Origin of the sequence: Anabaena azotica FACHB-119, from assembly GCF_014697625.1 — a bacterium.
Classification (GTDB): Bacteria; Cyanobacteriota; Cyanobacteriia; order Cyanobacteriales; family Nostocaceae; genus Trichormus; species Trichormus azoticus_A.
Genome location: NZ_JACJSG010000016.1, coordinates 114,215 through 138,458 on the forward strand (window position 1 = coordinate 114,215; position 24,244 = coordinate 138,458).

General features: G+C 42.6%; 20 protein-coding genes. 7 read left to right on the forward strand and 13 right to left on the reverse strand.

All coding sequences use genetic code 11. The annotated features are described in order from the left end of the window. Window positions 1-263 precede the first annotated feature (263 nt). The 3 genes from H6G83_RS13800 to H6G83_RS13810 all read left to right on the forward strand — a co-directional run bounded on the left by H6G83_RS13800 (window position 264) and on the right by H6G83_RS13810 (window position 4,646). Complete coding sequence (locus H6G83_RS13800; RefSeq protein ID WP_190472899.1) at window positions 264-860, forward strand: cell division protein SepF; 597 nt, start codon at window positions 264-266, stop codon at window positions 858-860. A 94-nt stretch (window positions 861-954) separates the two neighbouring features. Beyond that, complete coding sequence (gene proC, locus H6G83_RS13805) at window positions 955-1,773, forward strand: pyrroline-5-carboxylate reductase (RefSeq protein WP_190472901.1); 819 nt, start codon at window positions 955-957, stop codon at window positions 1,771-1,773. A gap of 194 nt (window positions 1,774-1,967) precedes the next feature. Continuing rightward, the gene (locus H6G83_RS13810) at window positions 1,968-4,646 is read left to right on the forward strand and encodes a DEAD/DEAH box helicase (protein WP_190472904.1); all 2,679 of its coding nucleotides are present in this window, start codon (window positions 1,968-1,970) and stop codon (window positions 4,644-4,646) included. A gap of 347 nt (window positions 4,647-4,993) precedes the next feature. Here H6G83_RS13810 and H6G83_RS13815 read toward each other — a convergent pair whose 3' ends face one another. From H6G83_RS13815 to H6G83_RS13830, 4 genes are all read right to left on the reverse strand, one after another. Then, the gene (locus tag H6G83_RS13815; RefSeq protein ID WP_190472907.1) at window positions 4,994-5,365 is read right to left on the reverse strand and encodes a hypothetical protein; all 372 of its coding nucleotides are present in this window, start codon (window positions 5,363-5,365) and stop codon (window positions 4,994-4,996) included. 304 nt (window positions 5,366-5,669) lie between these two features. Beyond that, the gene (locus H6G83_RS13820; RefSeq protein WP_190472910.1) at window positions 5,670-5,969 is read right to left on the reverse strand and encodes a hypothetical protein; all 300 of its coding nucleotides are present in this window, start codon (window positions 5,967-5,969) and stop codon (window positions 5,670-5,672) included. A 123-nt stretch (window positions 5,970-6,092) separates the two neighbouring features. Then, entirely contained in the window at window positions 6,093-6,230 is a 138-nt protein-coding gene (locus tag H6G83_RS13825; RefSeq protein ID WP_190472912.1) for a hypothetical protein, read from the reverse strand. A 60-nt stretch (window positions 6,231-6,290) separates the two neighbouring features. Next, window positions 6,291-6,800, reverse strand: a complete 510-nt coding sequence (locus tag H6G83_RS13830) for an Imm42 family immunity protein (RefSeq protein ID WP_190472915.1) — start codon at window positions 6,798-6,800, stop codon at window positions 6,291-6,293. 333 nt (window positions 6,801-7,133) lie between these two features. On the opposite strand from H6G83_RS13830, the gene H6G83_RS13835 reads away from it, so the two are divergent. Together H6G83_RS13835 and H6G83_RS13840 are read left to right on the forward strand one after the other, a co-directional pair. Beyond that, window positions 7,134-7,805, forward strand: coding sequence for a hypothetical protein (locus tag H6G83_RS13835; protein ID WP_190472917.1), 672 nt, complete (start codon window positions 7,134-7,136; stop codon window positions 7,803-7,805). 525 nt (window positions 7,806-8,330) lie between these two features. Then, the gene (locus H6G83_RS13840) at window positions 8,331-9,179 is read left to right on the forward strand and encodes an Rpn family recombination-promoting nuclease/putative transposase (RefSeq protein WP_190472921.1); all 849 of its coding nucleotides are present in this window, start codon (window positions 8,331-8,333) and stop codon (window positions 9,177-9,179) included. Window positions 9,180-9,431: 252 nt separating this feature from the next. Here H6G83_RS13840 and H6G83_RS13845 read toward each other — a convergent pair whose 3' ends face one another. From H6G83_RS13845 to H6G83_RS13855, 3 genes are all read right to left on the reverse strand, one after another. Continuing rightward, complete coding sequence (locus H6G83_RS13845; protein ID WP_190472925.1) at window positions 9,432-10,199, reverse strand: ChaB family protein; 768 nt, start codon at window positions 10,197-10,199, stop codon at window positions 9,432-9,434. Window positions 10,200-10,294: 95 nt separating this feature from the next. Next, entirely contained in the window at window positions 10,295-10,834 is a 540-nt protein-coding gene (locus H6G83_RS13850; protein WP_190472928.1) for a Dps family protein, read from the reverse strand. A gap of 268 nt (window positions 10,835-11,102) precedes the next feature. Then, entirely contained in the window at window positions 11,103-11,462 is a 360-nt protein-coding gene (locus H6G83_RS13855; protein ID WP_190472931.1) for a hypothetical protein, read from the reverse strand. 844 nt (window positions 11,463-12,306) lie between these two features. Between H6G83_RS13855 and H6G83_RS13860 the strand changes: the two genes are divergently transcribed. Together H6G83_RS13860 and H6G83_RS13865 are read left to right on the forward strand one after the other, a co-directional pair. Further along, a complete protein-coding gene (locus H6G83_RS13860; protein ID WP_190472934.1) occupies window positions 12,307-12,552 on the forward strand; it encodes a hypothetical protein in 246 nt (81 codons plus the stop codon). Beyond that, on the forward strand, window positions 12,533-12,811 hold the full coding sequence (locus H6G83_RS13865; RefSeq protein WP_190472936.1) for a hypothetical protein: 279 nt from the start codon (window positions 12,533-12,535) through the stop codon (window positions 12,809-12,811). Before H6G83_RS13860 ends, H6G83_RS13865 begins: the two co-directional genes overlap by 20 nt. 261 nt (window positions 12,812-13,072) lie before the next feature. Here the strand turns inward: H6G83_RS13865 and H6G83_RS13870 are convergent, their stop codons facing one another. The 6 genes from H6G83_RS13870 to H6G83_RS13895 all read right to left on the reverse strand — a co-directional run bounded on the left by H6G83_RS13870 (window position 13,073) and on the right by H6G83_RS13895 (window position 24,228). After that, entirely contained in the window at window positions 13,073-18,577 is a 5,505-nt protein-coding gene (locus H6G83_RS13870) for a translocation/assembly module TamB domain-containing protein (protein WP_190472952.1), read from the reverse strand. Between the two features lie 356 nt (window positions 18,578-18,933). Beyond that, window positions 18,934-19,473: a hypothetical protein gene (locus H6G83_RS13875; protein WP_190472953.1), complete on the reverse strand. Its 540-nt coding sequence runs from the start codon at window positions 19,471-19,473 to the stop codon at window positions 18,934-18,936. A 352-nt stretch (window positions 19,474-19,825) separates the two neighbouring features. Continuing rightward, window positions 19,826-21,385, reverse strand: coding sequence for a TrbI/VirB10 family protein (locus H6G83_RS13880; RefSeq protein WP_190472956.1), 1,560 nt, complete (start codon window positions 21,383-21,385; stop codon window positions 19,826-19,828). A gap of 47 nt (window positions 21,386-21,432) precedes the next feature. Beyond that, window positions 21,433-22,140 carry a hypothetical protein gene (locus H6G83_RS13885; RefSeq protein WP_190473038.1) on the reverse strand — a complete coding sequence of 236 codons (708 nt, stop codon included), beginning with the start codon at window positions 22,138-22,140 and terminating at the stop codon, window positions 21,433-21,435. Between the two features lie 190 nt (window positions 22,141-22,330). Continuing rightward, entirely contained in the window at window positions 22,331-23,146 is an 816-nt protein-coding gene (locus H6G83_RS13890; RefSeq protein WP_190472960.1) for a hypothetical protein, read from the reverse strand. A gap of 32 nt (window positions 23,147-23,178) precedes the next feature. Beyond that, complete coding sequence (locus H6G83_RS13895) at window positions 23,179-24,228, reverse strand: hypothetical protein (protein WP_190472963.1); 1,050 nt, start codon at window positions 24,226-24,228, stop codon at window positions 23,179-23,181. Between the last annotated feature and the right edge of the window lie 16 nt (window positions 24,229-24,244).

The following is a 24,244-nucleotide window of genomic DNA, read 5'->3' on the forward strand; positions in this document are numbered from 1 at the left end:
ATAAATAATCAACAAGAAGCACTAAATACAAATTTAGTCAACTTTCCATTAAGGAATTGTTGAGATATAATCTTGACTCAATTATTGTATCTAGGTTAATGTACAGGCGTTACCAATAACGCCATTTCATTGCCATTAGCAGTAGTAGATGCTACAAATAGCGATAAAATTAATAGGCCATTTGCCCTTTGTAGCGATATCAATAAGCTACATTAACAGTGAACCGAATTTTCAGAGGCAATTTGCAGAAGGAGTGCAACTAAATGAACAATATATTTTCTAAGCTACGAGACTTTGTAGGTCTCAACGAGCAAGTAGAGTACGAATACTACGAAGAAGATCCTGATACAGATAACTACCAAAATTTGTATCAACAGGAAAATCCTCAACCAACACCAGCAGAGGCTGCCCCAAACAATCGACGTTGGCGTGAACCCGTGACTACAATGGGTGATGACGTTGCTACAGGAACAAAATCGACTATGGGGAATGTGATTGGTATGCCAGGAGCAATTAACGGAATTTCTGAAGTATTAGTACTCGAACCGCGTACATTTGAAGAAATGCCCCAGGCAATTCAAGCACTACGTGAGCGTAAATCAGTAGTGTTGAACTTGACAATCATGGATCCAGATCAAGCACAAAGGGCTGTTGATTTTGTTGCAGGTGGAACTTACGCACTGGATGGACATCAAGAACGTATTGGCGAAAGCATCTTTTTGTTTACGCCGAGCTGTGTGCAAGTTAGCACTCAAGGTGGAGTTATTCATGAAGTACCCCAACCCCCCGCACGTCCTGCACGCACCGCACCAGCTAATCCCAGTTCTTGGGGCAACGAAGGCAACCGGATGGCACAATAAGGTTAAATTAGTCATTAGTCCATAGTCAATAGTTCAAAAATGACAATTGACTATGACTATTGACTATTGACCAATGACTAACGATTAACGACTAATGACAATAAAATTTGGTTTAATTGGTGGCGGGGTAATGGGAGAAGCGTTGTTATCCCGCCTTATTGCGCGAGAAATTTATCAACCATCACAAGTCATAGTCAGCGAACCGCAAGCAGCGCGACAAGCTTTTTTACAAGAAAAATATCATGTGGCTGTCACTACAGATAACAGCCTAGTATTTACTCAAGCGCAAGAGGTTGTATTCTTGGCTGTAAAACCACAAGTATTTAGTGCGATCGCCCAAGAATTAGCAGATATTGTAACAACACAAAAATCGCCCCTTGTCATCTCCATTTTGGCAGGAGTTTCCTTAAGCCAACTAGAAGCAGCGTTTCCCAATTCACCAGTAATTAGAGCTATGCCCAATACCCCAGCCACCGTAGGCGCAGGTGTCACAGCAATTACCTCTGGGGCATATACTTACGCTGAACATCAGCAATTGGCACAGCAAATTTTTTCCGCCGTGGGGGAAGTAGTGGAAGTATCGGAAAGCCTAATGGATGCAGTCACAGGACTTTCCGGTAGCGGCCCGGCTTACGTAGCCTTATTAGTAGAAGCCTTAGCCGATGGGGGAGTAGCCGCAGGTTTGCCAAGAGGAATTGCTAATCAACTAGCAATACAAACCGTACTCGGAACAGCCCAACTACTACAAGAAAGCAAAATCCACCCAGCCGAACTCAAAGACAGAGTTACCAGCCCAGGCGGTACGACAATAGCTGGGATCGCCCAACTAGAAAAAGCCGGCTTCCGTTCCGCCTTAATCGAAGCAGTCAAAGCAGCTGCATGGCGATCGCAAGAATTGGGGACGAGGGACTAGGGACTGGGGACTGGGAAAGCAGGGGAGCAACCCACCCCTAGCCCCTCCCAGGAGGGGAACCCAGCAGGGAAGCATGGGAGCAGTCTTTCCCCTTCCCCCTTTCCCCCCTCCCCCCTCCCCTTTCCCCAATCCCCTATCGAAGTTGACAAAGACTCGTTAATATAGTAAACAGTCTGCTTGAAAAAAATAATTGAGTGAATTATCCCGCGCCGTCTCCACAACTGGACTTAGGGTCGATATTTCCCTTTGATCTAGATCAGTTTCAAAAAGATGCGATCGCGTCCCTCAACGCGGGGCGCTCTGTTGTTGTGTGTGCGCCCACAGGTTCGGGCAAAACTTTAGTTGGAGAGTACGCCATCTATCGTGCTTTGGCACGGGGGAAACGGGTATTTTACACGACTCCCTTAAAGGCGTTGTCCAACCAAAAATTACGCGATTTTCGTGAGAAATTCGGTGCTGACCTGGTAGGGCTGTTAACTGGCGATGCTTCTATCAATAGAGATGCGCCGATTTTGGTGATGACCACAGAGATTTTTCGGAATATGCTCTACGGTACACCAATTGGACAAGTCGGCACTTCCCTAGTAAACGTGGAAGCAGTGGTACTGGATGAGTGCCATTACATGAACGATCGCCAAAGAGGTACAGTCTGGGAAGAGTCGATTATTTATTGCCCCCGTGAAGTGCAACTAGTCGCCCTATCTGCTACCGTTGCCAATAGCGACCAACTCACCGACTGGCTAAATCGCGTCCACGGCCCCACAGACCTGATTTACTCTGATTTTCGCCCTGTTCCTCTGGAGTTTCACTACTGCAATCCCAAGGGGCTGTTTCCCCTATTGAATGATAGCAAAACCAAAATTAACCCCCGTTTAGCTAATAGAGGTAAAAGGCGACAAGGGGATAAAGGTAAGAATGGTAGACCAGAAGCCCCCAGCATCGTCTATACCCTGAGTCACCTACAGCAAAGGGATATGTTGCCGGCGATTTACTTTATCTTCAGTCGTCGGGGATGTGATAAGGCTGTGGCGGAAGTAGGGGATCTGTGGTTGGTTAATAACGAAGAGTCCCAGATATTGCGGCGACAAATCGATGATTTCTTAGCGAGGAACCCGGAAGCAGGACGTTCTGGACAAATTGCCCCCCTGTATAGGGGAATTGCGGCTCACCACGCCGGGATTTTACCAGCTTGGAAAGTTTTGGTAGAAGAATTATTCCAGCAAGGGTTAATTAAGGTTGTATTTGCCACGGAAACCTTAGCCGCAGGGATTAATATGCCTGCCCGGACGACAGTTATTTCCACCCTATCCAAACGTACAGACACCGGACACCGCCTCCTCAACGCTTCCGAATTTCTGCAAATGGCGGGGAGGGCTGGTCGTCGGGGGATGGATAAGCAAGGTCATGTAGTCACCTTGCAGACTCCTTTTGAAGGATCTAAAGAGGCGGCGTATTTAGCCACATCGAAACCAGACCCGTTAGTTAGTCAGTTTACGCCTAGCTACGGTATGGTGTTGAACCTACTGCAAACCCACACCATAGAGGAAGCCAAGGAACTGATCGAACGCAGTTTTGGGCAGTACATGGCGACTTTACATTTAAGACCAGATTACGAGGAAATTGCGGCTTTACAAGCTGAATTAGCGAGGTTACAGGAAATAATCAACTCCGTTGATGAAAGTGATATAGCGATTTATGAAAAATTGCGGCAACGGTTGAAAGTAGAACGCCAGTTATTGAAGACTCTACAGGAGCAAGCCCAACAGGAGCGACAAGAACAAATCAAAATGCTCTTGGATTTTGCTGTTTTGGGAACATTGCTGAGTCTCAAGGGTAAAAATATTACAGTATCTACACCTGTAACAGCAGTGTTGGTGGGGAAAACCTCTGGTTCGCCATCGCCTTACTTGGTGTGTTTGGGACAGGATAATCGATGGTATGTTGCGGCTACTGAGGATGTGGTTGATTTATATGCGGAACTCCCGCGTGTGGATGTGCCAGCAGATATCCTCCCACCATCAGATTTGATGCTGAAACCGGGACAATCGAGCCGTGGTGCTAAAGAAACGTTTGCGATCGCTCAAAGTATCCCCGACCCCGATAACAGTCTGCATCTCACCCCAGAGGTAGCCGAACAACTCAGCCGCACCACCGCCATCCAAGCGCAGTTAGAAGCAAATCCCATACATCAATCAGGTAGTGTGGCGACGATTTTCAAAGCCCGCGCCCGCTATGTGGAACTAGAAGCCGAACTCGAACAAATGCAGGCTGTAGTAGAGCAACAATCCCAGCGTTATTGGGAAGAGTTTCTCAACCTAATCACCATCTTGCAACAGTTCGATTGCTTGGATAACCTAGTACCCACCCAACTGGGTCAAATTGCCGCCGCCATTCGGGGAGAAAATGAACTGTGGTTAGGTTTAGCTTTAGCTAGTGGTGAGTTAAATAATTTAGACCCCCATCACCTAGCCGCAACTATAGCCGCTTTAGTTACAGAAACCCCCCGTCCAGATAGCAGAGTCAACTTCAACCTTTCCCCAGAAATAGACGACGCTTGGTCGAGATTACAAAAAATCCGTCGCGCTGTCTTAAAGGTGCAGTACCGACATGGTGTAGCCTTACCTGTGGGTTTGGAGAATCGCTATATTGGCTTAATTGCCCTTGTAGAACAGTGGGCTTTAGGAACCGAGTGGACTGAACTTTGTCAAAACACCACCTTGGATGAGGGTGATGTAGTGCGAATTTTGCGCCGGAGTTTGGATTTGTTATCCCAAATCCCCCACGTTCCTAATTTACCTGATGTTTTACAGCGTAACGCCTACCGAGCCATGCAACTGATTGATAGATTCCCTGTGAATGAGGTTGTTGAGTAGAGAATGGGTAAGTAGAACGGTGTACCAGTTTTGTAGTAAGGACTTTAGTCCTTCTTTGCTGACTAAAGTCCTTACCCTCATTTGTCACTCTCAGCAGAGAAAAAATAAAAATCAGGGTGAGCCAAAAATATATAGCAATTACTCTTCTAATTTTTGTGCAACTGTCTGCAAGTCTATAAAAGCAGATTCCTGCGCTATATTTATATTAACCTGAGTTCGACAAGCGTTGTTTTGACCTCTCCCCCAACCCCTCTCCTTCGAGGAGAGGGGAGTAAGAGGGTGATTTTTTCGTTTCTCTTCCCTCTCCTTGTAGAAGAGGGAGGTTGGGAGGGAGAGGTTCATCGAACTCACGTTATATTAATTTCTAAGCAATACTTCAAAAATTGTCTTACACTTTCTAAAACAGCCATTTTAAATTCCTGAAAATTCAAGAAGATACTAATATTTTTATCTTCTATGCAAAGCTGATTGCTATTAATAGATAAATTAAAAACAGCGCCATAGTCTTCACCTACCCATTCCAGCTTTAGGTGTTTTTGAGTTTCTAATGTTTTGATATGTTCTAACAGAAAAGTTATTGTAATAAATATCATACATAATTTGTCTTTGAAGAAATATATTTCTTTCGCTCTATCTACAATTTCTATCCACCCTAAACTATAACTGGCATTGTCTCCTATTAAATTTTCCTCATTATCAAGTTTTATATTTATAATCATTACTATTGTTTTATGGGAAAGAAAGTGACATATTTTGTTAATATTGTCGTTCGCCGCAATTTTCGTGCCATTACTCTTTTATAGTAAGTTTTTAAAGTGTTGAAGATGATTTTGCATCTCATTATCCTCAACTACTTTTTTTTCAGCTAGTTTGACTTGGTTTGTTGTTAATTCAGATAGTGAAAAACAAAAACTGTAACTCTTCTAGATTAAGAAGAGAGTAATTAAAAAGTCTGGGGGTCTTATTATATGCTGTTTTTCCTACAATTTAAGGTTTACTTTATAAATCATCTCTAAATCTTTGTTAATATTCTTCGATTTTGCCATCAGTTCTTTCCACGTTATGAACCATTTTAGCTAACCAAATGTAAGCCTCGTCATCTGAGTTTTCATCAAGAACCTGATTCGCTCCCTCGTGAACTAAAGTCAATGGTTGTCTTGGTAAAAGCTCTCGATTCTGAATCACTTGTACAATTCTTAACCAGTTTTCCTTATATACTTTGTTGCTAGCTATAGCATATCTAGCTTTTTCAATTGCTATCGCATAATGTTCATAGTTAAAGAACTCACGCAGAAAATCCCAGATTAGTTCATAGTCTTGCATTTAATTTAGCTCTCTATGGATATGCAGGAAAAGCACTTTCGAGACGGAATCCGCCCGGTTGGCTTGTGCGATGGCGCAGAGCGCCCAGCGTAGCTGATCGCATCTGGCAATTCCGCCGCTTTTTTAACCAGTCTGCGCCCTAATGCTGAGTGCCAAGGCAATTTCAGATCCCCGGCGTTGCAGTTCTTGGGCAATTAGGACTAGGCGATTGAAGTGCGATCGCCCGATAGCACTGGGGAGCATTAAAAAGTGATTGTTCATTGGCTACATTGCCGCTCTAACATAGTCAAATTTTTAAAAGTAGATTACTTAATAAGCTATTTAAGAATAGTTAGTCTGAATTCCACTTAAAAGGGATTCGACAACATTTTTGTAAGTTTCCGGTCTTAGCCTGACTTCTTTAATCTGCTCAGTTTGTGCATCCATCCAGATAAACCTCTCTTCCTGCTCGTCCTCTATAAGAAAAGCTATTTCTCCATCAAAGGCTTCAGAAAAACCAGGACATATACAAAACTTTCTGTACTTTTTATCTAATTCATATGATTCATTTATATCAGATTCATAATTATCATACAAAGCTGAGTATAGTAATTCCCAAACTGCTTCTGCATTCATTTGATTGAAGAAGTCGCTTCTGCGTTTTTCACAATCTTTTAAAGATTGCTGAAAAAATAGCATAGGAATATTCAAAATTACCGTAAGCGAAATATCTCCCAGCCTAAATCCTCCAGCCAAAATAGCAATCCTTCCAAAAAGTATTTGCTCATCTGTTTTGCTTTTTTCATCAAAAATACATTCTATAGCTAGCTTTTCTTTATCTCCAAAAATCATTATTGCCTGGCCTTTTGAACTGTCTGTTGACCTTTAAAACTATTAGACTTAAGTCTAAATATTTTACTAACTAAATCAAACTAACTGTATGGTGCGTCAGAACCAAAAATTGCGTACAAATTAAGGAATTTTCCACATCTGACGCACCCTACTATTGTGCTGCTCCCCTACCAGACTACTAGTAGGAGGGTGTAAGTCATCCCTGGTTTGTCCTCAAAGAAGGACTAAAGTCCTTACTACGAACTCAATTGCGCTGACCTTAAATCGGGAAATGAGGATTGGGAAATTGTAGAAAGTAGTAAGAATGAACTAATTTATCAACCGAGGTACATTGTGAAATTATCTCTTTCTACTATTGCTGCTACTTTAACTTTACTATTGGGTTACTCGGCTAATTCAGTAGTGGCACTACCAAGCACGCAACCCCAAAGCTTAATCGTTGCTCAAGCGCCACAGTTAACAGATACTTTAATTGTGCCTGGGGAAAGGGTTGGCCCGGTAACACGCACAACCACTAGAAGAGAATTAGCAAAAATTTTTGGTGCGTCCCGTTTGGTTGATAGAAATATTTCTGGGCCTGAAGGTATGGGTAGTTTTGCTGCTACTGAAGTCAATCTCAATCGGGGACGCTCATTTTTAATAGTCTGGACTGATAAAACTCGGACTAAACCTTTAGAGGTGCGTATCTTGGGAACTGCTTGGAAAACCCGTGAAGGTATTGGGGTCGGGACTCCTTGGAGTGAGTTACGCAGTAAATTAGGTAACTTCAAATTATATGGGCTGGGTTGGGACTACTCCGGTACTATTTTGTTGGAAACTAGTAAGTTACCTCAGTACAAAGGGAAAATTATGTTACAAGTTGATACCGCTCCCAATGCTGGTGATAGATATCCCAAGGATTACCAAGCTGTTTTAGGAGATGGTACATTTTCTTCTAGCGATCGCCATTGGAAACCATTGGGTATGAGGCTTTCAAGCGTGACTGTTATCCTTAACCCTGATTAAATAGCCAGCTAACAGATAGCAACTTTTAGTATAATAACTGCTTAATTAAGCAAAATATACTCCAATCAGCCATTTAAAACTTGAGCAAAACGAGAGGCGGCTCGATTCCGTAATGTTGTAATTAACCCAAGATAGTTGGAAAAAATTACTGTTAGCTAATCTTGGTTATTAACTGAACTGAGTGCAGCCTTTTGTTCTCTTACTAGATATCAAGCATCTTGAATATATGGATGTTTGTAAATTTAACTTGTTACTCGCTGTGTCGGCTTTTATCGTCAATGCGAGTAACTTTATAAACTTGTAACTTCAGGTCTAAAAATAACGTGAGTTCAATGAGCGTTGTTTTGACCTCTCCCCCAACCCCTCTCCTACGAGGAGAGGGGAGTAAAACCGTGTTTTTTTTGGTTTCTTCTCTCTCGCCTTTTAGAAGAGGTTCATAGAACTCACGCCTAAAAATAGCAATGTATCAGCATTTATGATTCAATGTAGTGCAGATTTAACAAATAAAAGCAAGTACATTTTTTCATGCGTCGGGACTCTATTTTTTACAAACTGTTTCAACAATGCCCAACATTGCTATTTGAACTATTGACAAATCCTCCAACAAATGCAGAAGCTTATCGATTTGATTCAGTAGCTGTTAAAGAACCCAAATTTGAAATTGATGGGGTGTTTCTCCCACCTGAAAATGAAGGTGCTGGGGTTGTATATTTCTGCGAGGTACAGTTTCAAAAAGATGAACAGCTTTATGAGAGAGTATTTGCTGAATCTGCACTATATTTTTACCGCAATCGCGCTAGGTTTAGCGACTGGCAAGCAGTTATAATCTACCCATCCCGTAGTATTGAACAAAGTGATACTCATCCTCATCGCTCATTGCTGAACGGCGGACAAGTGTTGAGAGTGTATTTGGATGAATTAGGTGATATTCGTCAACTACCATTATGGGTAGCAATCATGGTACTCACCACCGTCGAAGAAAGCCAAGCACCACAAGAAGCTAGGTATTTGTTGACAAGAACTCGTGAAGAAGTAAGTGAATCAACGAGTCGCGCCATAATGGAAATAATTACCACAATTATGGTCTATAAATTTGAGCAGTTAAGCAGAAGAGAGGTTGAGTCTATGCTGGATATAACGATAAAGCAAACCAGAGTTTACCGAGAAATTAAGGAGGAAGGACGAGAAGAAGGACGAGAAGAAGCAACAGTCAACCTCGTTATTCGCCTGCTAACTAAGCGGTTTGGAGAATTATCACAGGAAACTCGCTCCTCAATTTCTGGTTTACCTTTGCCTGTTCTGGAAGATTTGAGCGAAGCATTGTTAGATTTTACCAGTGTGGCTGATTTACAGGCTTGGTTAGAAGGGCGATAGATTAAACTACATCAACTCAAATCTTGCACCACGTTCTTATTGACAAAATAACAGCCCCAAAAGCTTATTATTTCGTAGGGTGGGCAGTGCATCGGCACTTGCTTATTGAGAAGGTGCAAGATATGAATCAAGGGAGAGGACAGGGGACAGGAAAGAAAGGTTACAAAATACAATACCAAAACCCCCAACTTCTTCCAAGAAGCTGAGGGTCGGTAATTTTTGTTTAATTAAAAAACAGCGTCAATTTTATGACTAAACGCCGACTTTAGCTTTTGACCAAACGCCATTATCATCTTCGTCAAATTTTTGATGAACAGCTTCCCAAGCTGCTTGTTCTGCGGTGAACTCGTCACTAGTTTCGTTGAGTACGTTGTTATAGCGGTCAATGAAGGTGCGTTGTGCTTCTGGGGAAAGATGCGATCGCACTTCTGGAGACAAATCTTCTGGACTATTGCAAGGCCCTGGACAAGCACGAGTCAGAGTTTTATCAATGGTGCTAATTTCTTCACCGCCAGCGCTTTCTAGCAGTAATTGAAATTCACCAGTGCGATCGCTTGGTACTTCTGCTAATAACAAAAACTCACCAGCTTGTAAGCGGGTTTGGTAAATTGTAGCTTTATCTTCTGGCATTCCCAAGGTGGTGAATACTGAAACTAAACCAGCACCAGCACTACCTGCGATCGCACCACTAGCCGCACCCAGTAACAAAGCGCTAATAGGGCCAGCAGCTACAATAGTCCCGACAAAGGGAATAAACAGTAAGCCTACACCTGTCAGTAAGCTGAGGAAGGAACCAAACAAGGAACCAAAAATTGCTCCTGTCCGCAAACCACCTAAAATTACATCTCTTTTTGTAATAAAGCCTGCAATGCGAGTTTCCGATTGAAAGTTTCTCCCCATGACCGAAATATGGTCTCTAGGTACACCTCTATCTAACAAACGGCGAACTGCATCATCAACTTGCGGCTGCTCTTTAAATACAGCAGAAATAGTCCGTTCTGCTTGATAAACTTCTGGCACTTCTATACTCCTTCATCTTACTTTTCTTTCCTCTGTGTCCCTGTGCCTCTGTGGTGAAAAATCTTTTTTATGACAAAGACACAGAGACAAAAGGTTTACACACCAATAGGAGTTTTAGTTTCTGTTGCTGGTTGTGTACCGCTTGGTTCGATAGATTCCCCTTCGATAAAGGAACGCAGCATCCAAGCCATCTCTTCATGTTCTTCCATGAGTCCGGTGAGGAAGTCCGCAGTTCCTTGGTCTTGGAAATCTTCGCTACTGCGGTCTACATGGTCTCTGATGTTGCGAATCAATTGCTCGTGGTCTTGGACGAGGTTAGCTACCATTCCGGTAGCACTGGGGACATTACCAGCGTGTTCCTTGAGGGTAGCGATTTGCAAAAATCCTTCTAGGGAACCTACAGGATAACCACCTAATGTCCGCACCCGTTCTGCGATCGCGTCAATATTTTCTGTCAGCTTTTCGTAGTGTTCCTCCCACAGTTGATGCAGACTGCGGAACTGTGGCCCGACTACATCCCAATGGTATTTTTTTGTTTTCACCAAAAGTAAATAAGAATCTGCTAAATCTTGATTTAACAGATTAATTACTCCTTGACGTTGCTCTTCTGTCAAACCAATGTTTATTCTTGGCATTGCTTTTAATTCCCAGGTGAACTTATGTATTAACTTCTCAAAATATAGGTCATATCTACATCAGCCACTGGAAGGATTATCAGTTTATAAATATTTACAACTAAAGGACTACTTTTATATAGAAGTTATAGCAAGAGGGGACAGGGGAGAGATTACAGGTTATAGGTTTGAGGTTTTACTTGTTAATAAATAATAGGTAATAGGCGTTTTATCAATTGCCTATTACCTATTATCAAATTTCTCTCCCTTCAGGTGGGATTTTTGCTGATTACTTTTTACCTGTAACTTTTTCCAACAAGTTTTGGATTTCACCTTCTACTGAGGATGATTCTTGGGAATTTTCCGGACGCTTTTGCTTATCAATATCTGCTGCTCCTTGAACTTCGTTGAGTCCTTCGTTAGATTTCCTCTGTACTTCTTTCAGCCCTGGAGGCGCGGATCTACCAACTTCATCAGTTGCTTTTTGAGTTTCTAGAAGCTGGTCAGTAGCTTCTGTATTGTCACTTTGGTAGCTAGTAATTGCAAAAGCTGGCACTGTGCTAGATAATAATAGCAATGCACAGGTAAAAGCAATAATTAGAAAACGTACAGGACGTAACATAGATAAAACTACAGTAAAAATCTTCATTTACAAACCTCATCAACAGTAATAACAACACATAACTCTTACCTTCCCCAAGAAGCATCTATTTTTACTTAAAAAACTAAATAAATTAGCTGCCATCTTAGAAGTTATTGAGTTATAAGCCCTATGAAGAATTATTTTTGATATAATTGCATTTACTTAAGAAATGTAGGATGCTCAGTTTATATCATGATATTCTTCTGACCGGACTCGTATGATAATTTTATATACTAAAAAAATTAAGCAGTACATCGACCTGTGGAGTGAAACCAGCTTTATTTTTATTCACAATGAAATCATTCTTTAGATAGATCAGGATTAAAGAGAATATTTAGTTAATTAAGCATTAGGACTTTTTTATTACGAAAATTTCAAGGCTAAGTAGTATCTCCTATTAAAATTTAATAATTTTCAGATAACTAAATGATTACAAAGTGTTTATTTTTTAATATTTTTTATTGTATCAATATAGAATAATCATTTATGATAAAAATCAAGTTTTTAGATTTAAGTAAAAATACTACAAATGCAGTAAGTAGTAATAATTAGTAAAAACTCTATCAGGTACGGATTAAAGATTTTCAGGTTATCTTGTTAATTCTGTATTATTGTGATGAATCTCTGCGTAATAATCCCGGAAATAGTGCTGAAGAATCTTTTTACTGAGTTTAATTGGAGGACAAAAGAGCAATGAAAGCAGACTCACTGTAAGTAAGTCCTTGAGTTAACGTTCCGCAATTGCGCTGATGGTTTCCTTTACAGTCTTCATAAATTCAGCAGAATCACGGTTACGTAAATTAGGACTTCTGATCAAAACTTCGATTATCAAGTTTATGAGAGTGAGTTGATGATTAGCCCTGTAAGGAACGTTATCCGCGTTAATCAGTCTATGGCAAAAGAAGTTGCTCACGAGTGGGAGCGGGCTTCAAGTAGTGAACTCAGTGCTTATTGTTTACATATTTTGCAAGAAATCGGTTGTACTAACACCGAGTTACCAGACAACCTACAGACAAGAGAACAGCAACTAAATTTAATCGCAGGTTTTGCATCTTATGCTTTTGGGAGAGTAGAAAATGTCGCAAGTGTTAATTGAAGATAGTTTTGATAGCTCAGAATGGTCAGAAACGGCTATTGTACCGGCAACAGATGAAGACTTATTGATTTTGACGCAAAAGCTATCGAATCAACTAGTCCCTACCAAGGTATTTTTTCAAGCCGTAGCGATCGCAGCTTATGATGGTGCATCTGCTTTCCGTTATGCAGATAATTATCTCACTAGCGCCAAACATAAAACTAAACGAAGAAATGCACTTTTGTTAAGAAAACCTTTGACGAAATTTGATTATAACTAAAACGTTACAAATGTGGGTTTTTTACATCAGAGCCAGTCATATTAATTCAAAATTCAAAATTCAAAATTCAAAATTCAAAATTTAGTCTGGGTAATCTATCTGATGACTTGTTTAATACTTTTGTAAAAAACCTACAAACAATTCAAAATTCGCGCATTCAAGATTCAAAAAAATATCTTTTTTAAACCCTGCTAATTGATAACTGATAACTGATAACTGATAACTGTCAACTGATAACTGATAACTGATAACTGTCAACTGTCAAAACCGAGTTTCATACTGTATAAATAATAGACTATCATCTCCTAGATTAGTAGAGCCACGCACAAGAACATCATCATTGAGACGGTAGAGTACGTTGTAAAGCAAAGATTCATCGCCAGACAGAGGGGCGGATAAAGAGACAGATAGAGTGCGATTTATATCAAACACGCCTTCTGCTGATAAATCGAGAACTGAGGATCTAGTTGATTCCCGACCTGTGGTAGCAGTGGGAAAGATGCGGAATTCACTAAAACCAATAGTCTGTCCGATCGCTGTAATTGTGCCTTGCAAACTACCTAAAATTGTAGAACTGGCTATATTAGTTAACCCTTGCGTAGCATCTCCTTGGGCGAAGTTATTTAAAATTGAGCCACCCAACAGCGCAATGATTTCGCCGCGACTACGACCAGGTTCACTGGTTAGTTCCAAATTTTTAGCTAATTGACTAGCAGGCCCTGTCGCTGTAGCGCGGACGCGGACTGTACGTAATGTACCAAAGTTGGTAGCAGAAACATCACTAATTTCCGCAGAGAAAGGCGAATCTAAAATGCGATCGCTCCGGTTCGATGCTTCTGGTACAATTGCTACTAGCCGCACATCTAAAGTAGGGTCAAGTCCTTGACTAGGTGTAAAGGTTGCGGTGTGTTCATAACCCCGCTCTAAGGTAAACTCAGTGGAAAATAAACCAATGCGTCCCCCTGTCAAACGGATGACTCCTTGAGGGCGAAGTCGGGCTAAACTACCATTGATAGTCAAGTCGCCTACAGCGTCAAAGTTAATTAGCGACTGCGTTAACTCCGCTCCCCCTGGGAAAAAATTTAATAGCTCAGTTGTGATCCGTACATCATCACCCAAATTTAAGCGTAAATCTGCAAACTCTATAGGTAAATTAGGGCGAGTTGTGGCTGGCTGGGTGGCTGTTGTTTCTGGTTGGGCGGCTGTTGTTGCTGGTTGTCGCTCTATTTGGATAGTTGTGGGGGTAGTGGTTGTATTTGCTTGTTGTGGCTTATTATTACTTGTGTTACCGAGAGCGAGAGTAACTTGACCATCACTTAAGGTAATATCACCTCCAATTTGAGGTTTTAGGGCTGTTCCCCGAATCACCGCATTACCACTGACATCGCCTGTATATAAACCTGCAACTTGTAGATTTAGTTTATCTTGTATTGCTACTGTCAGGGGATTATTGACAATTTCTCCAGGCGCAAAAATCGCTAGGCTTCCCGATGCAGTTATTAACCCTTGATTATACGTAGCTTGAATCCCCTGTACATTCAACGTATCGCCATTAAATTGTACTGTGCCTGTGACATTCCTCAGAGGATCGGTTAAAACTTGAGCGCTAATCGTTGCATTGTTAATTGTGGCATTACCATTAATAATTGGTTGGTTGAAAGTACCTTGGACATTGACGTTTACCTGTCCTTGTCCATCCACCCAAGCGACCTGATTATTAGTCAACAGGTTTAACAATGATAAACCCTCGTTGCTGACATTGGCGTTAATACTAATTTGATTGTTAGTTGGAGGTTCGGCGGCAAAAGGTAAAGCCGCAGGTATACTACCGTTAATGGTAATCGGCTGTGTACCTGTCAAAAGTAAGGTACTGTCAAAATTGAGGCGGGCATTGTTATAATTAAAGTTGACTTGTCCTGTTTGCACAGGTTGCTTGTTTAAAGTGGCGTTGGCTAAGTTTACTTCCCCTGTCGCCCTGGGATTTGCTAAACTACCTGTTAAGTTAGCGATCGCATTTACTTGTCCGGTAATATCTACAGGATATCTGGCAATAAATGGGTCTAACAGTGATAGAGGTAAGCTGTTGACGCTCAACTGTCCTGATAACTCCTCAGTACCTAATTGTCCCGCAAAAGCCACCAATCCCCCATTGATACCCACCTGTAAAGGTGATAGGGTAAGAACACCATCAGCAAAATTCCCATTAGCAACAACTTGATTGATTGAGTATTCACCCCATCGCCAGTTATCACCTAGAAGATTAAACCCCGCATTCAACCCAGTTCTTAAGGAACCACTAGCTGTAATTGTCCCATTCAAAACGCCAGTTAATTCTTGTTGGCTAGGTAAATCTGGCTGTTGTTGTCTCTCTTGTTGCTGTTGTTGTGCTATTGTTGTCTGAATTTTACTGAAATACTGCAACTGAGTTTGTAAATCTGCATCAGGTAAACGCACAGGTGTTGTATTGAGTGCTTCCGCGCCTGCTAGTGAGGGTGTTTGTAAACCACCGCCAAAGTCGCCAAAGTCAAAGATGCTAAATGCTTGTAATAAATTTTCCACCCGCGTTTGATTGAGATTCGCTTGTACTTGAAATTTGGGGTCATTCCCAGCTTGCAAACTGGCATTGACAGCGATATTACTGTCACCTATACGTAATAGCCCATTACTTAAACTAGCCGTACCATCAGCGTAGTTAATATTACCGCGAAACTCATCGGCTGAAGCTCTGGCGATGCGGGGGTTGGCTATGGCGACATCACCAGCTACGGCATAATTATTGAGGTTGACAGTTAAATTCCCTGATAATGTCCCACCCAAAGGTCTGAGTTGGTTGTTGCGTAAAAACCCATTCACCAAAGCGATAGGAAACTGTTGAGCATTGATAATTAAGTTATCACCCTCGGTTCTACCTGTGGTGATTGTGCCACCACGTTGAACTAAAAACGAAGTCGGGCGATAATTAGCGTTGAGGTTCACAGCTATCTTATCTTGTGTGCCTGCCAGTTGCAGACTTGCTCCTTGTCCCCCTTGGAAATTCACATTACCAGTTAACAATGGGTCAAATGCCAAGTTACCCACATTAAAATTGCGGAGGCGGATATTACCACCTGCTTCAGGGGTATCAAGAGTGCCTGTAACTCGTCCATTAAAATCGAGGAACCCCGCAACTGCTATGTCGCCAGGGGTTTGAAACCCTATCTTGCTGAGGTCAAAATTTTGGGCTTGCACATTCAAATTCAAGTCAGCAATTTGGGGTGTACCTGATTCTGGTAATTGTACTGCGATCGCACCATTCGCACTCAACCCTGCGGTAGTGGCACGTTGAACTATAATTTGCTTTCCATTCCACTGAAACTGAGCGTTAATTGGTTGCGCTAACTGTGCTATCCCTTGGGAAGCATTAATTTCACCGGTGGCGCGGATATCTGCAAGTTGAAATGATGCTGTTGTTCCTGCCAACTGCACATTACTATTGAGTCGTCCGCGTAGTTGGGGGGAGAAACGGTTGAGTTGAATTTGCGAAGCATTAGCGACAACTTGCCAGCGTCCATTATTCAGGTTGACATTTCTCAGGTTAACTCTACCGCCTGCCACATTCAGGTTTGCCTGTCCGTTTGCTTGGATAGTTTCCGGTTGGAAAGAAGCCGTGCTTCCTGACAAATTGAATGCTGCACTAGTTAACACACCTTGGAACTGCGGCGGTATCTGTGCCAAACGGTTGAATTGAATTTGGGAAACATTAGCTACAGCTTGCCAACGTCCATTATTCAGGTTGACATTTCTTAAGTTAACTCTACCACCTGCCACATTCAGATTTGCCTGTCCGCTAGCTTGAATAGTTTCAGGTTGAAAAGACCTTGTACTTCCCGACAAATTGAACGCCGCATTACTTAACACACCCTGAAACTGCGGCGGTATTTGCTCAAAACGGTTGAGTTGAATTTGCGAAGCATTGACAGCAGCTTGCCAGCGTTGTTGGACAACCCGACCACTAGCCCTGACAGTACCACCCGCCACATTCAACACTGCATTGGGTAACACAAGATTATTGCCTTGTTGGGCAACGACAACTTCTCCCCTCGTGGGATAAGTAGCCGTGGGTGCTTGCACCTGTGCCACCGCCCGCAAATTGCCCAAATTGCCAGAAACTCTGGCGTTTGCTGAGACATTCCCGATTTTGATATTATCGTTTGTCTTGACCAGCGCATCCCCTGGTAAATTTTGTGCTTGAAGGTTGAATGACACATTACCTTGGGGAGCTAGTTGGACTTGACCACGCCCGACAATTTGCCCCCCGACTGGTGGCTGCACTTGCACCGTAGAAACATTTAATGCTAAAGGCTGCTGTCCTAGAGAGCCAGTAATTTCCGCCTTAGCCGCCACATTACCAACCTGTATAGGTGGGTTTACGCCATAACTACGTGCCAGTACATCCCCTGAGATACCAGCCGCTTCAATGTTAAATTTGACATTACCCCCTAGTTGACCTTGACCGCTTCCGGTAATTTGACCCCCGGCGGCGGGAACCAATGTCAAATTAGGTACAGCAATTTGAGTAGCTTTTTTCCCTACACTCAAGCGGAAGTCAGTTTTTACACCTGTAAATAAAACACGGTCAACTTGAATAGGTTTGATATTGCTGGCTGTCCCACTCAGCACTGGTTGCTGTAAAGCACCTTGGACTTTAATAGCGGCTGTGACTTCTCCGGCTGCGGGGACTGGCGATTTTACCTTGAATGTGTCTAAAAGTTGTTTCGCAGTAACTGACTTGACCTCAGCCGCCAGATTATAACCTGTTTGCAGATTAACTGTACCATTAGCCAACAAGGCAACCTTACCAAAGTTAGCACTGAGACTTTCTACACCAATTGTTTGTCCTTGAAATGTTAATCTGCCATTGGTGTTAGAAAACGGTTGCGGCAAATTTTGCACTTTCGCCGTGACTTGACTGGGAGTAGCCGTTCCTGTAATCGATATTTCCGACTGCTTGGCGGGAATTTGCACTGCTAAATCAGCATCAACGCGCCCAGCTTGTAAGACAATGGGTAAATTAATTAAACGGCTGACCTCAGAGACTTGGACACTCTGTGCTGCAAGTTGAAGATTTGTCAGTTGTGCTTTTGGCTGTGTTTCACCAGAAATTCTGACCGTTCCCCCCCTGGTGAGTTGACCATTGATTTGATAACCTATCCTCTGATTATCCGGTGCAAATCTGGCAATACCCCCAACCTGAGTTAATACTACCGAACCTTGGGGTCTAGTTGGTGCGGGGGCTGCTAATAACTCAACATTCCCACCAACAAGTTCTAAGGTCTCCAACTGAGTTTGAATTGCGCCTCGTCCCTCCCCCGTCTTCACTTGCGCCGTTACCCAACGACCATCTTGATCCTGTTGAATAAAAACATTGGGGTTGACTAAAGTGACGTTTAATACTAGCGTCCGGGTGAGGATGACTTGCAACGGCGAAAACCGCACATCTATCGCTTGTGCAGTCACTCTATCAGGATCTGTGGCAGTTGCGGGTATTGATAGAGAGCTAAATCTGAGGCTGGAGAGTGTGAAACGTTCAACTTGCCCCAACTTGATGGAACGTCCCAGCAATTGCTCTAGGTTCGTTTCCACTAAAGGAGCTAAGTCATTATATACATAATTTCTCACCCACCAAGCGCCGCCGGCAATTCCTGCCAGTGCTACGAATCCTACAACCAGACTGGCACGCCGAAGAAGCTGGAGAGATAAGCGACGATGATTGGGAGAACGAGTCATTTTTCGTGACTAATATCGTTATTGAGCAATAATCAAGTTATTACCCCACAACAACATAGTAGTTTTACTGTCTTTGAAAAACCCTTCCTAGATAGATTTATATTTACATATGATGTGTAATTAGTCAGTTGTCAGTTATCAGTTGTCAGTTATCAGTTATCAGTTGTCAGTTGTCAGTTGTCAGTTGTCAGTTGTCAGTTGTCAGTTGACAGTTGACAGTTGACAGTTGACAGTTGTTATTCTCCCCCATCTCCCCCATCTCCCCCCACTCCCTCATCTCCCCCATCTCCCCCCACTCTTTTTCCCCTCCTGGGAGGGGCTAGGGGTGGGTTACTCCCTCACTCCCCACTCAGGAATCAATTAGAACTTCTCACACAAGATGCCCCGCCGGGGTCAGCGAAAACAGCTAGGGTGTGATATTCTGGCGGGGTGTCTTCATAAAGAACTTTAAAAGTATAAAGTTTGGTGCGACCTTGACCTTCGGTAATTACTGTCAATAGTGTATCTTTGGTACTGCGTACACCAGGAAGATTGAGTCTGGGAATACGTCGCAGTTGAATAACGTTAGCGGATGAGTTTTTGCAATCTTCACTATTACCACTTTGTTCGCCAAACTGCATACACATAGGGCCGTCAAAGTCAAGTGTTACCTGGGAAGGGTCATTTAACCAAACTTTTTTTATTTTTTCCCCGGCGGGAATAAAACTGAGGTTTGTTCCTTGTTCAAACCACACTTTGATGGTGGGAACTAATCCTCCTAAGCCTTGTGCTTGACAGGAAAAAATCGAACGTAGAACGGCATTATCAGCTACCGCACGACTGCCAAATAGGATCATTACACCCGAAAAAATCAAGGTGGCTAAAGACAAGCGGGGAAAAGGATGTTTAGCCTTCATAACACTGATTAGGAATTATTTCAATAGCTGACTTTTCACGGCATCTAGAAGACCTCTCTCCAAACCTCTCTCCTACAAGGAGAGAGGCTTTGATTTTTCCCCCGTCCCTGTCTTTGCTACGCAACGCTACCGCGAACGACACGCTGCGCGAACGTAGGGAAGGGGGCTGGGGGGTTAGGTCTGACGTTGGCTTTTCCACATAACGTGAAAAGTTAGATTTCAATAGGACTTACGCATGAAAACGAAAAATCAAGTAAATGTAGGGTGCGTCAGCCCCAATAATTGCGGACACATTCTGTGGATTTTCCACATCTGACGCACCCTACCCCAAGTGCCAGTTGCGTAAGTCCTATTAAAGTTGAACCGCTTGATTGACATAAATTTCCACTGGGGTTCCAGCTTGGAGGAGCCAAATATTGCCTTGCTGCATCATTTGGGCGGCGGCTTGTTGATTGCGTTGGGAAATTTGGGGAACGACGGAGTTTAAACCACCTTCGAGAACCCCGGCTACGAAATTGCGGCGGTTATTGCCAGTTGTGACTGTAGTCACGTTACCGTTACCACCGTATGTTACTTGTGACTCTGTACGGTTAAATAATTCTGCGCCTTTAGCTACACCGCCTAAGACAAATAAACCGAAATCCATGCTGGCGATCGCACCACTGCGATCGGGGTATTGGCGTGCTATCAGAGGAGTACCACCAGAACCACGAACTATCAGTGCATTGTTGGGGATGTCTCTTTCTGTGGGAACGCCATTATTTTGTACAATCATTTTGGTGAGATTGATCTGCATCAAGCCTTGATCGGAAACTGAACGTAGTTCCGCTAATAACTCAGTATTTGCTGGGATGGCGATCGCACCATCTGCGCCTTTGAGTGGTTGTGTTAAACGGATCACAAATACGGTCTTATTATCGTTGTCATCATTGTTGTTATTGTTAGGATTAGCACCTCTACCTCTAGCAGATTCCCCAAAAACACCTGTTGCCAATATACCTTTTGCAGTAGTTCCTACCTTCATTGCTTGGGGGTTGCGAGGTTGCCCTTGACTCATCCCCGAATTGGGCATTTGAGATTGTATGTTATTACTTGGTTGTGGTCTTGGGGCTGTCACTGGCTGTTGGGTAGAGACTGTCATACTAGGTTGATCCACAGGATTAGCCTGACCGTAACTACCTATCTTCGCTAGGTTTTTCCATTGCTCCCAAGGGTTAGGCGGGGTTGGCGTAGGATTTGCCTGTACTACAGGGGGTTGTTGTAGTTGGGGATTGAGTGATGGTATATTTATCGGTGGTATAGGTGGTATGGGTGGCATATAGGGATTTTGCCCAACGCGCTCAACAATAACTGTACGTGCTGGTGATGAAGGCGTTGCTTGCTGGCTGGTTTGTGGCACTGGATTAACACTTACCCTTGCCGGTGTATTAGTTTGTGGAGTTGTGGTAGCTGTTACTCTTGGTGCGTTTCTGAGATTCTGCTGTGCTACTTTTACCGCCTGTGTTTGTTCAGCCAGAGCTAATTTAGTTTTTAAAGTTTCAACTTGTTGTTCGAGATTTTCCTGCGGTGTGAAATTTGTGGCTGGTGCTTCCGGCTGAGGCAAAGCTGAACTATTTTTTGCTGGTTTATTATTAGTAGTACCCATCAGTTGGGATAAAAACACCCCAGCTACCATCACCAAGACTAAAGTACCTGTACCCACCAAGGCTAACTTTGCAAAGGGGTTAGATGAGAGGGGTTGCTCAGTTTTGACTTCCTGTGGCGATGCTGGGGAGGGTTGGCTAGGTAGTACATCTGGTATCTCAGGAGTCGGTTCTGCTGCTAACCCGACTAGTCTAGCCATTTGTGTTTCCCAATCGGTAGGATCTACTTCTGGATGAGTTATAGGTTTTGGTTGAGTTTCGTAAGTCATAGTGTATTTTCAATTAGGAATTTAAAAGTTTTTGGGAGTTAACAGATTTATTGCTGAGGTATTGATTGAGAAGTTCCAGCACAATTAGTATCTTTGATGTCGCAGATGTTGTAAATTTCTAATCGAGCTTCCCCCAGTCGAAAAGCTGCTAAATCCCAAGGCTGGGGTGCAGATGGTAGGGAAATAACTGGTTCATCTATAGCTCGAACTACAATCTGTTTATTAAAGGGAATTGATTTACCTAAATTGTCAGCACCATTAAAAATTAATTGATTAGCAAACATTTCCACTTTCCATTGACCCTCACCAACTGGCTTTGGTTGAGAAATTTTTTGAATTACCAATACATGATCATCACTTCTTGTAGTATTACCAATGCGGGTAGGAGATTTTAACTCATTTATTTCTGATAAAAATTTTGCTTGTAAGTTATTAGTTAACAAAGGTGAACTAGCTTCCCAGATAGCTGTTGACGGCTGCTTTTGTGACCAAGTTAACATAAGAGTCATAGTTTCACCCACAAAACGGCGGACTGTTTCTGGGTGTCTTTCAAAACTTGGCTTGGGGTCTACGGTAATAGCACGACCATCAATTAACTGTACCAAACTGCGGGGAGTTAATTGGCGGTTCAATTGCTGTAACATCGACCCATGAAACATCAGCAACAGCAGAGTAAACAGGTTTAACCCAAATGTCCCCACAGCGAATAGGGGTAGAATACTGGTTTTTTTATTTTCTGGTTTGAGTAGCTGCATGGGGGGAAGGGGGAAGGGGGAAAGGGTAAGGGGGAAAGGGTAAGGCGGAAAGGGGAAGGGGGAAAGGGTAAGGCGGAAAGGGTAAGGCGGAAGGGGGAAAGGGGAAGGAATAACTGATAACTGATAACTGTCAACTGTCAACTGATAACTGATAACTGATAACTGATAACTGATAACTGTCACCTGTCACCTATCTAATAAAACTGCCTGGTTCACAGGGATAGGCGGCATTTTGGCTGGCATTTTTATAATCATCTAATAAACATAAATTACGCATTTCGTAAATTTCTAATTTATCAGTGCGACTGCTATAAATTGCTTTTTGGATAGCGCTGCTACCCTCGGCTAAGGGAGTGGGGAAAAAATCTACTGCACGTACTAATAAATCTTTATTGAAAGGAGTTATGGTTTTGCGGTTATCGCTCTTCTTGGTTTGCACGAGGTCGGCGACTATCCCCACTCGCCATGTTCCTGGTGCGATCGCTACTGGTGGATAAACTCTTTTAATATTTAATTGTGCTGATATGGCTTGGGTCGGAGTGCTAGCAAAGACTTCTGGGGGTGTCATCTCGGCGATCGCACTTAAAAAACCTTTACGAAAGTCTTCTGATAAGGCGAAACTCGCTACCCAGCTACTAGTTGTCACTCTCTGGCTACCTCCTTGTGGGGTTCTAATCAATATTCCTGTGTCTGCTTGGGGTCTGGCGATATCTTCCACTCTTTGCGGTGGGAGATTTCCCGACCAGTTAAACATGGCTATCATCGTTTTGCTCACGAACTGTTGAATTACCTGTGGATCTCTGGCTAAGTCATCAGTCGCGCCTACTGGCTTACCATCAATTGTTTGCACGAAATTCGGTGGTTTGCGAATACTCAGTTGGCGAATATTTAACCCTTGCAAAAGGAATATAAATAAAGCTAATAACTGCAAACTAAATGTGGCGATCGCAAAAGCTGTCAGCACACTAAATGTTTGCTTTTTTTTCTGCTGCAAAAAATTAACCATTTTCCCCCCAATTACCCATTACCCATTACCCCTTATATTCTGTCCCTGACCATTGTCGCTGCATTACTAATACCATTAAATACGCCTAAACCGCCCAATCCAGCCAACACTAAAGATAAGAGTGGTGCTAAAACTCCGATAAAAATCATGAACCACATTAAATCAGGATTAGCATTCGGGTCTTGTTCTGTGGCGTTGACAATCACGGCGGCTGTAATGATGGCAATAATATTAAAGGATAGTTTAGCAATTCCTGCTGATATAAATCCTGTTAACCAGAGAAAAATCGGTTTCCCAGCCACCGGGAGTAAAGAACCACCGACAGCTATCGGCCCTAAAACTGCTATTAGCAACATAGTTGCTTCTATTAAATTTTGAAAAGCATATTGTAGGGAAACTAAAAAGTTTTTAATACTAGTTTGAACTGTATTACCTATTAAAGAATTAAAATTATTTTCTGATATAATACCTGTACCAAATCTGATTTGATCGACTTGAGTTTTTAGTCTGAATATCCAAGTTTTATTGCCATATAAATTTATATATTCTTGCAAGAGGGGATCAATTCTTTCACTAGCTTTTGCGAAACATTGAGTTTGTTGATCACCAGTTAAAGCTTGACAGGGACGCAGGAGAGAACCAGCAACTTCTTCCGCAACACTCATATTTAATGCTTGCTGATAAACTTGGTCAGCATCTGCTGTAGTGACTACTTGCTGGTTTACAGAATTGATAAAGCCTCTAAAACCCAATGTTAAATTAGAAAGGAGGCTACCATTACCAGAATTACTCAATAATACGACCACGATAAAAGGCCATACAAGAGCCGATATCGGACGCGAATACTCGCTTTGAATCATATCATTGAACCACTGGATCACAAAAAATAGGAGCGTACCGACAGCAAGAAATACGCCGAGATTTGTTAAGGCTCCATATAGGTTATTATTCGTGTTATTTTGTAATAAATTTAGCCATTGCTCGTCCCAACCTTGAGCAATACTGCGAGCCGTTGCTGTGCCACTATTGAGGGTATCTGTAAAGCCAATTTGTGCTAGGATTGGATAAATTTGTATTTTCATAAACCGCCGATACACG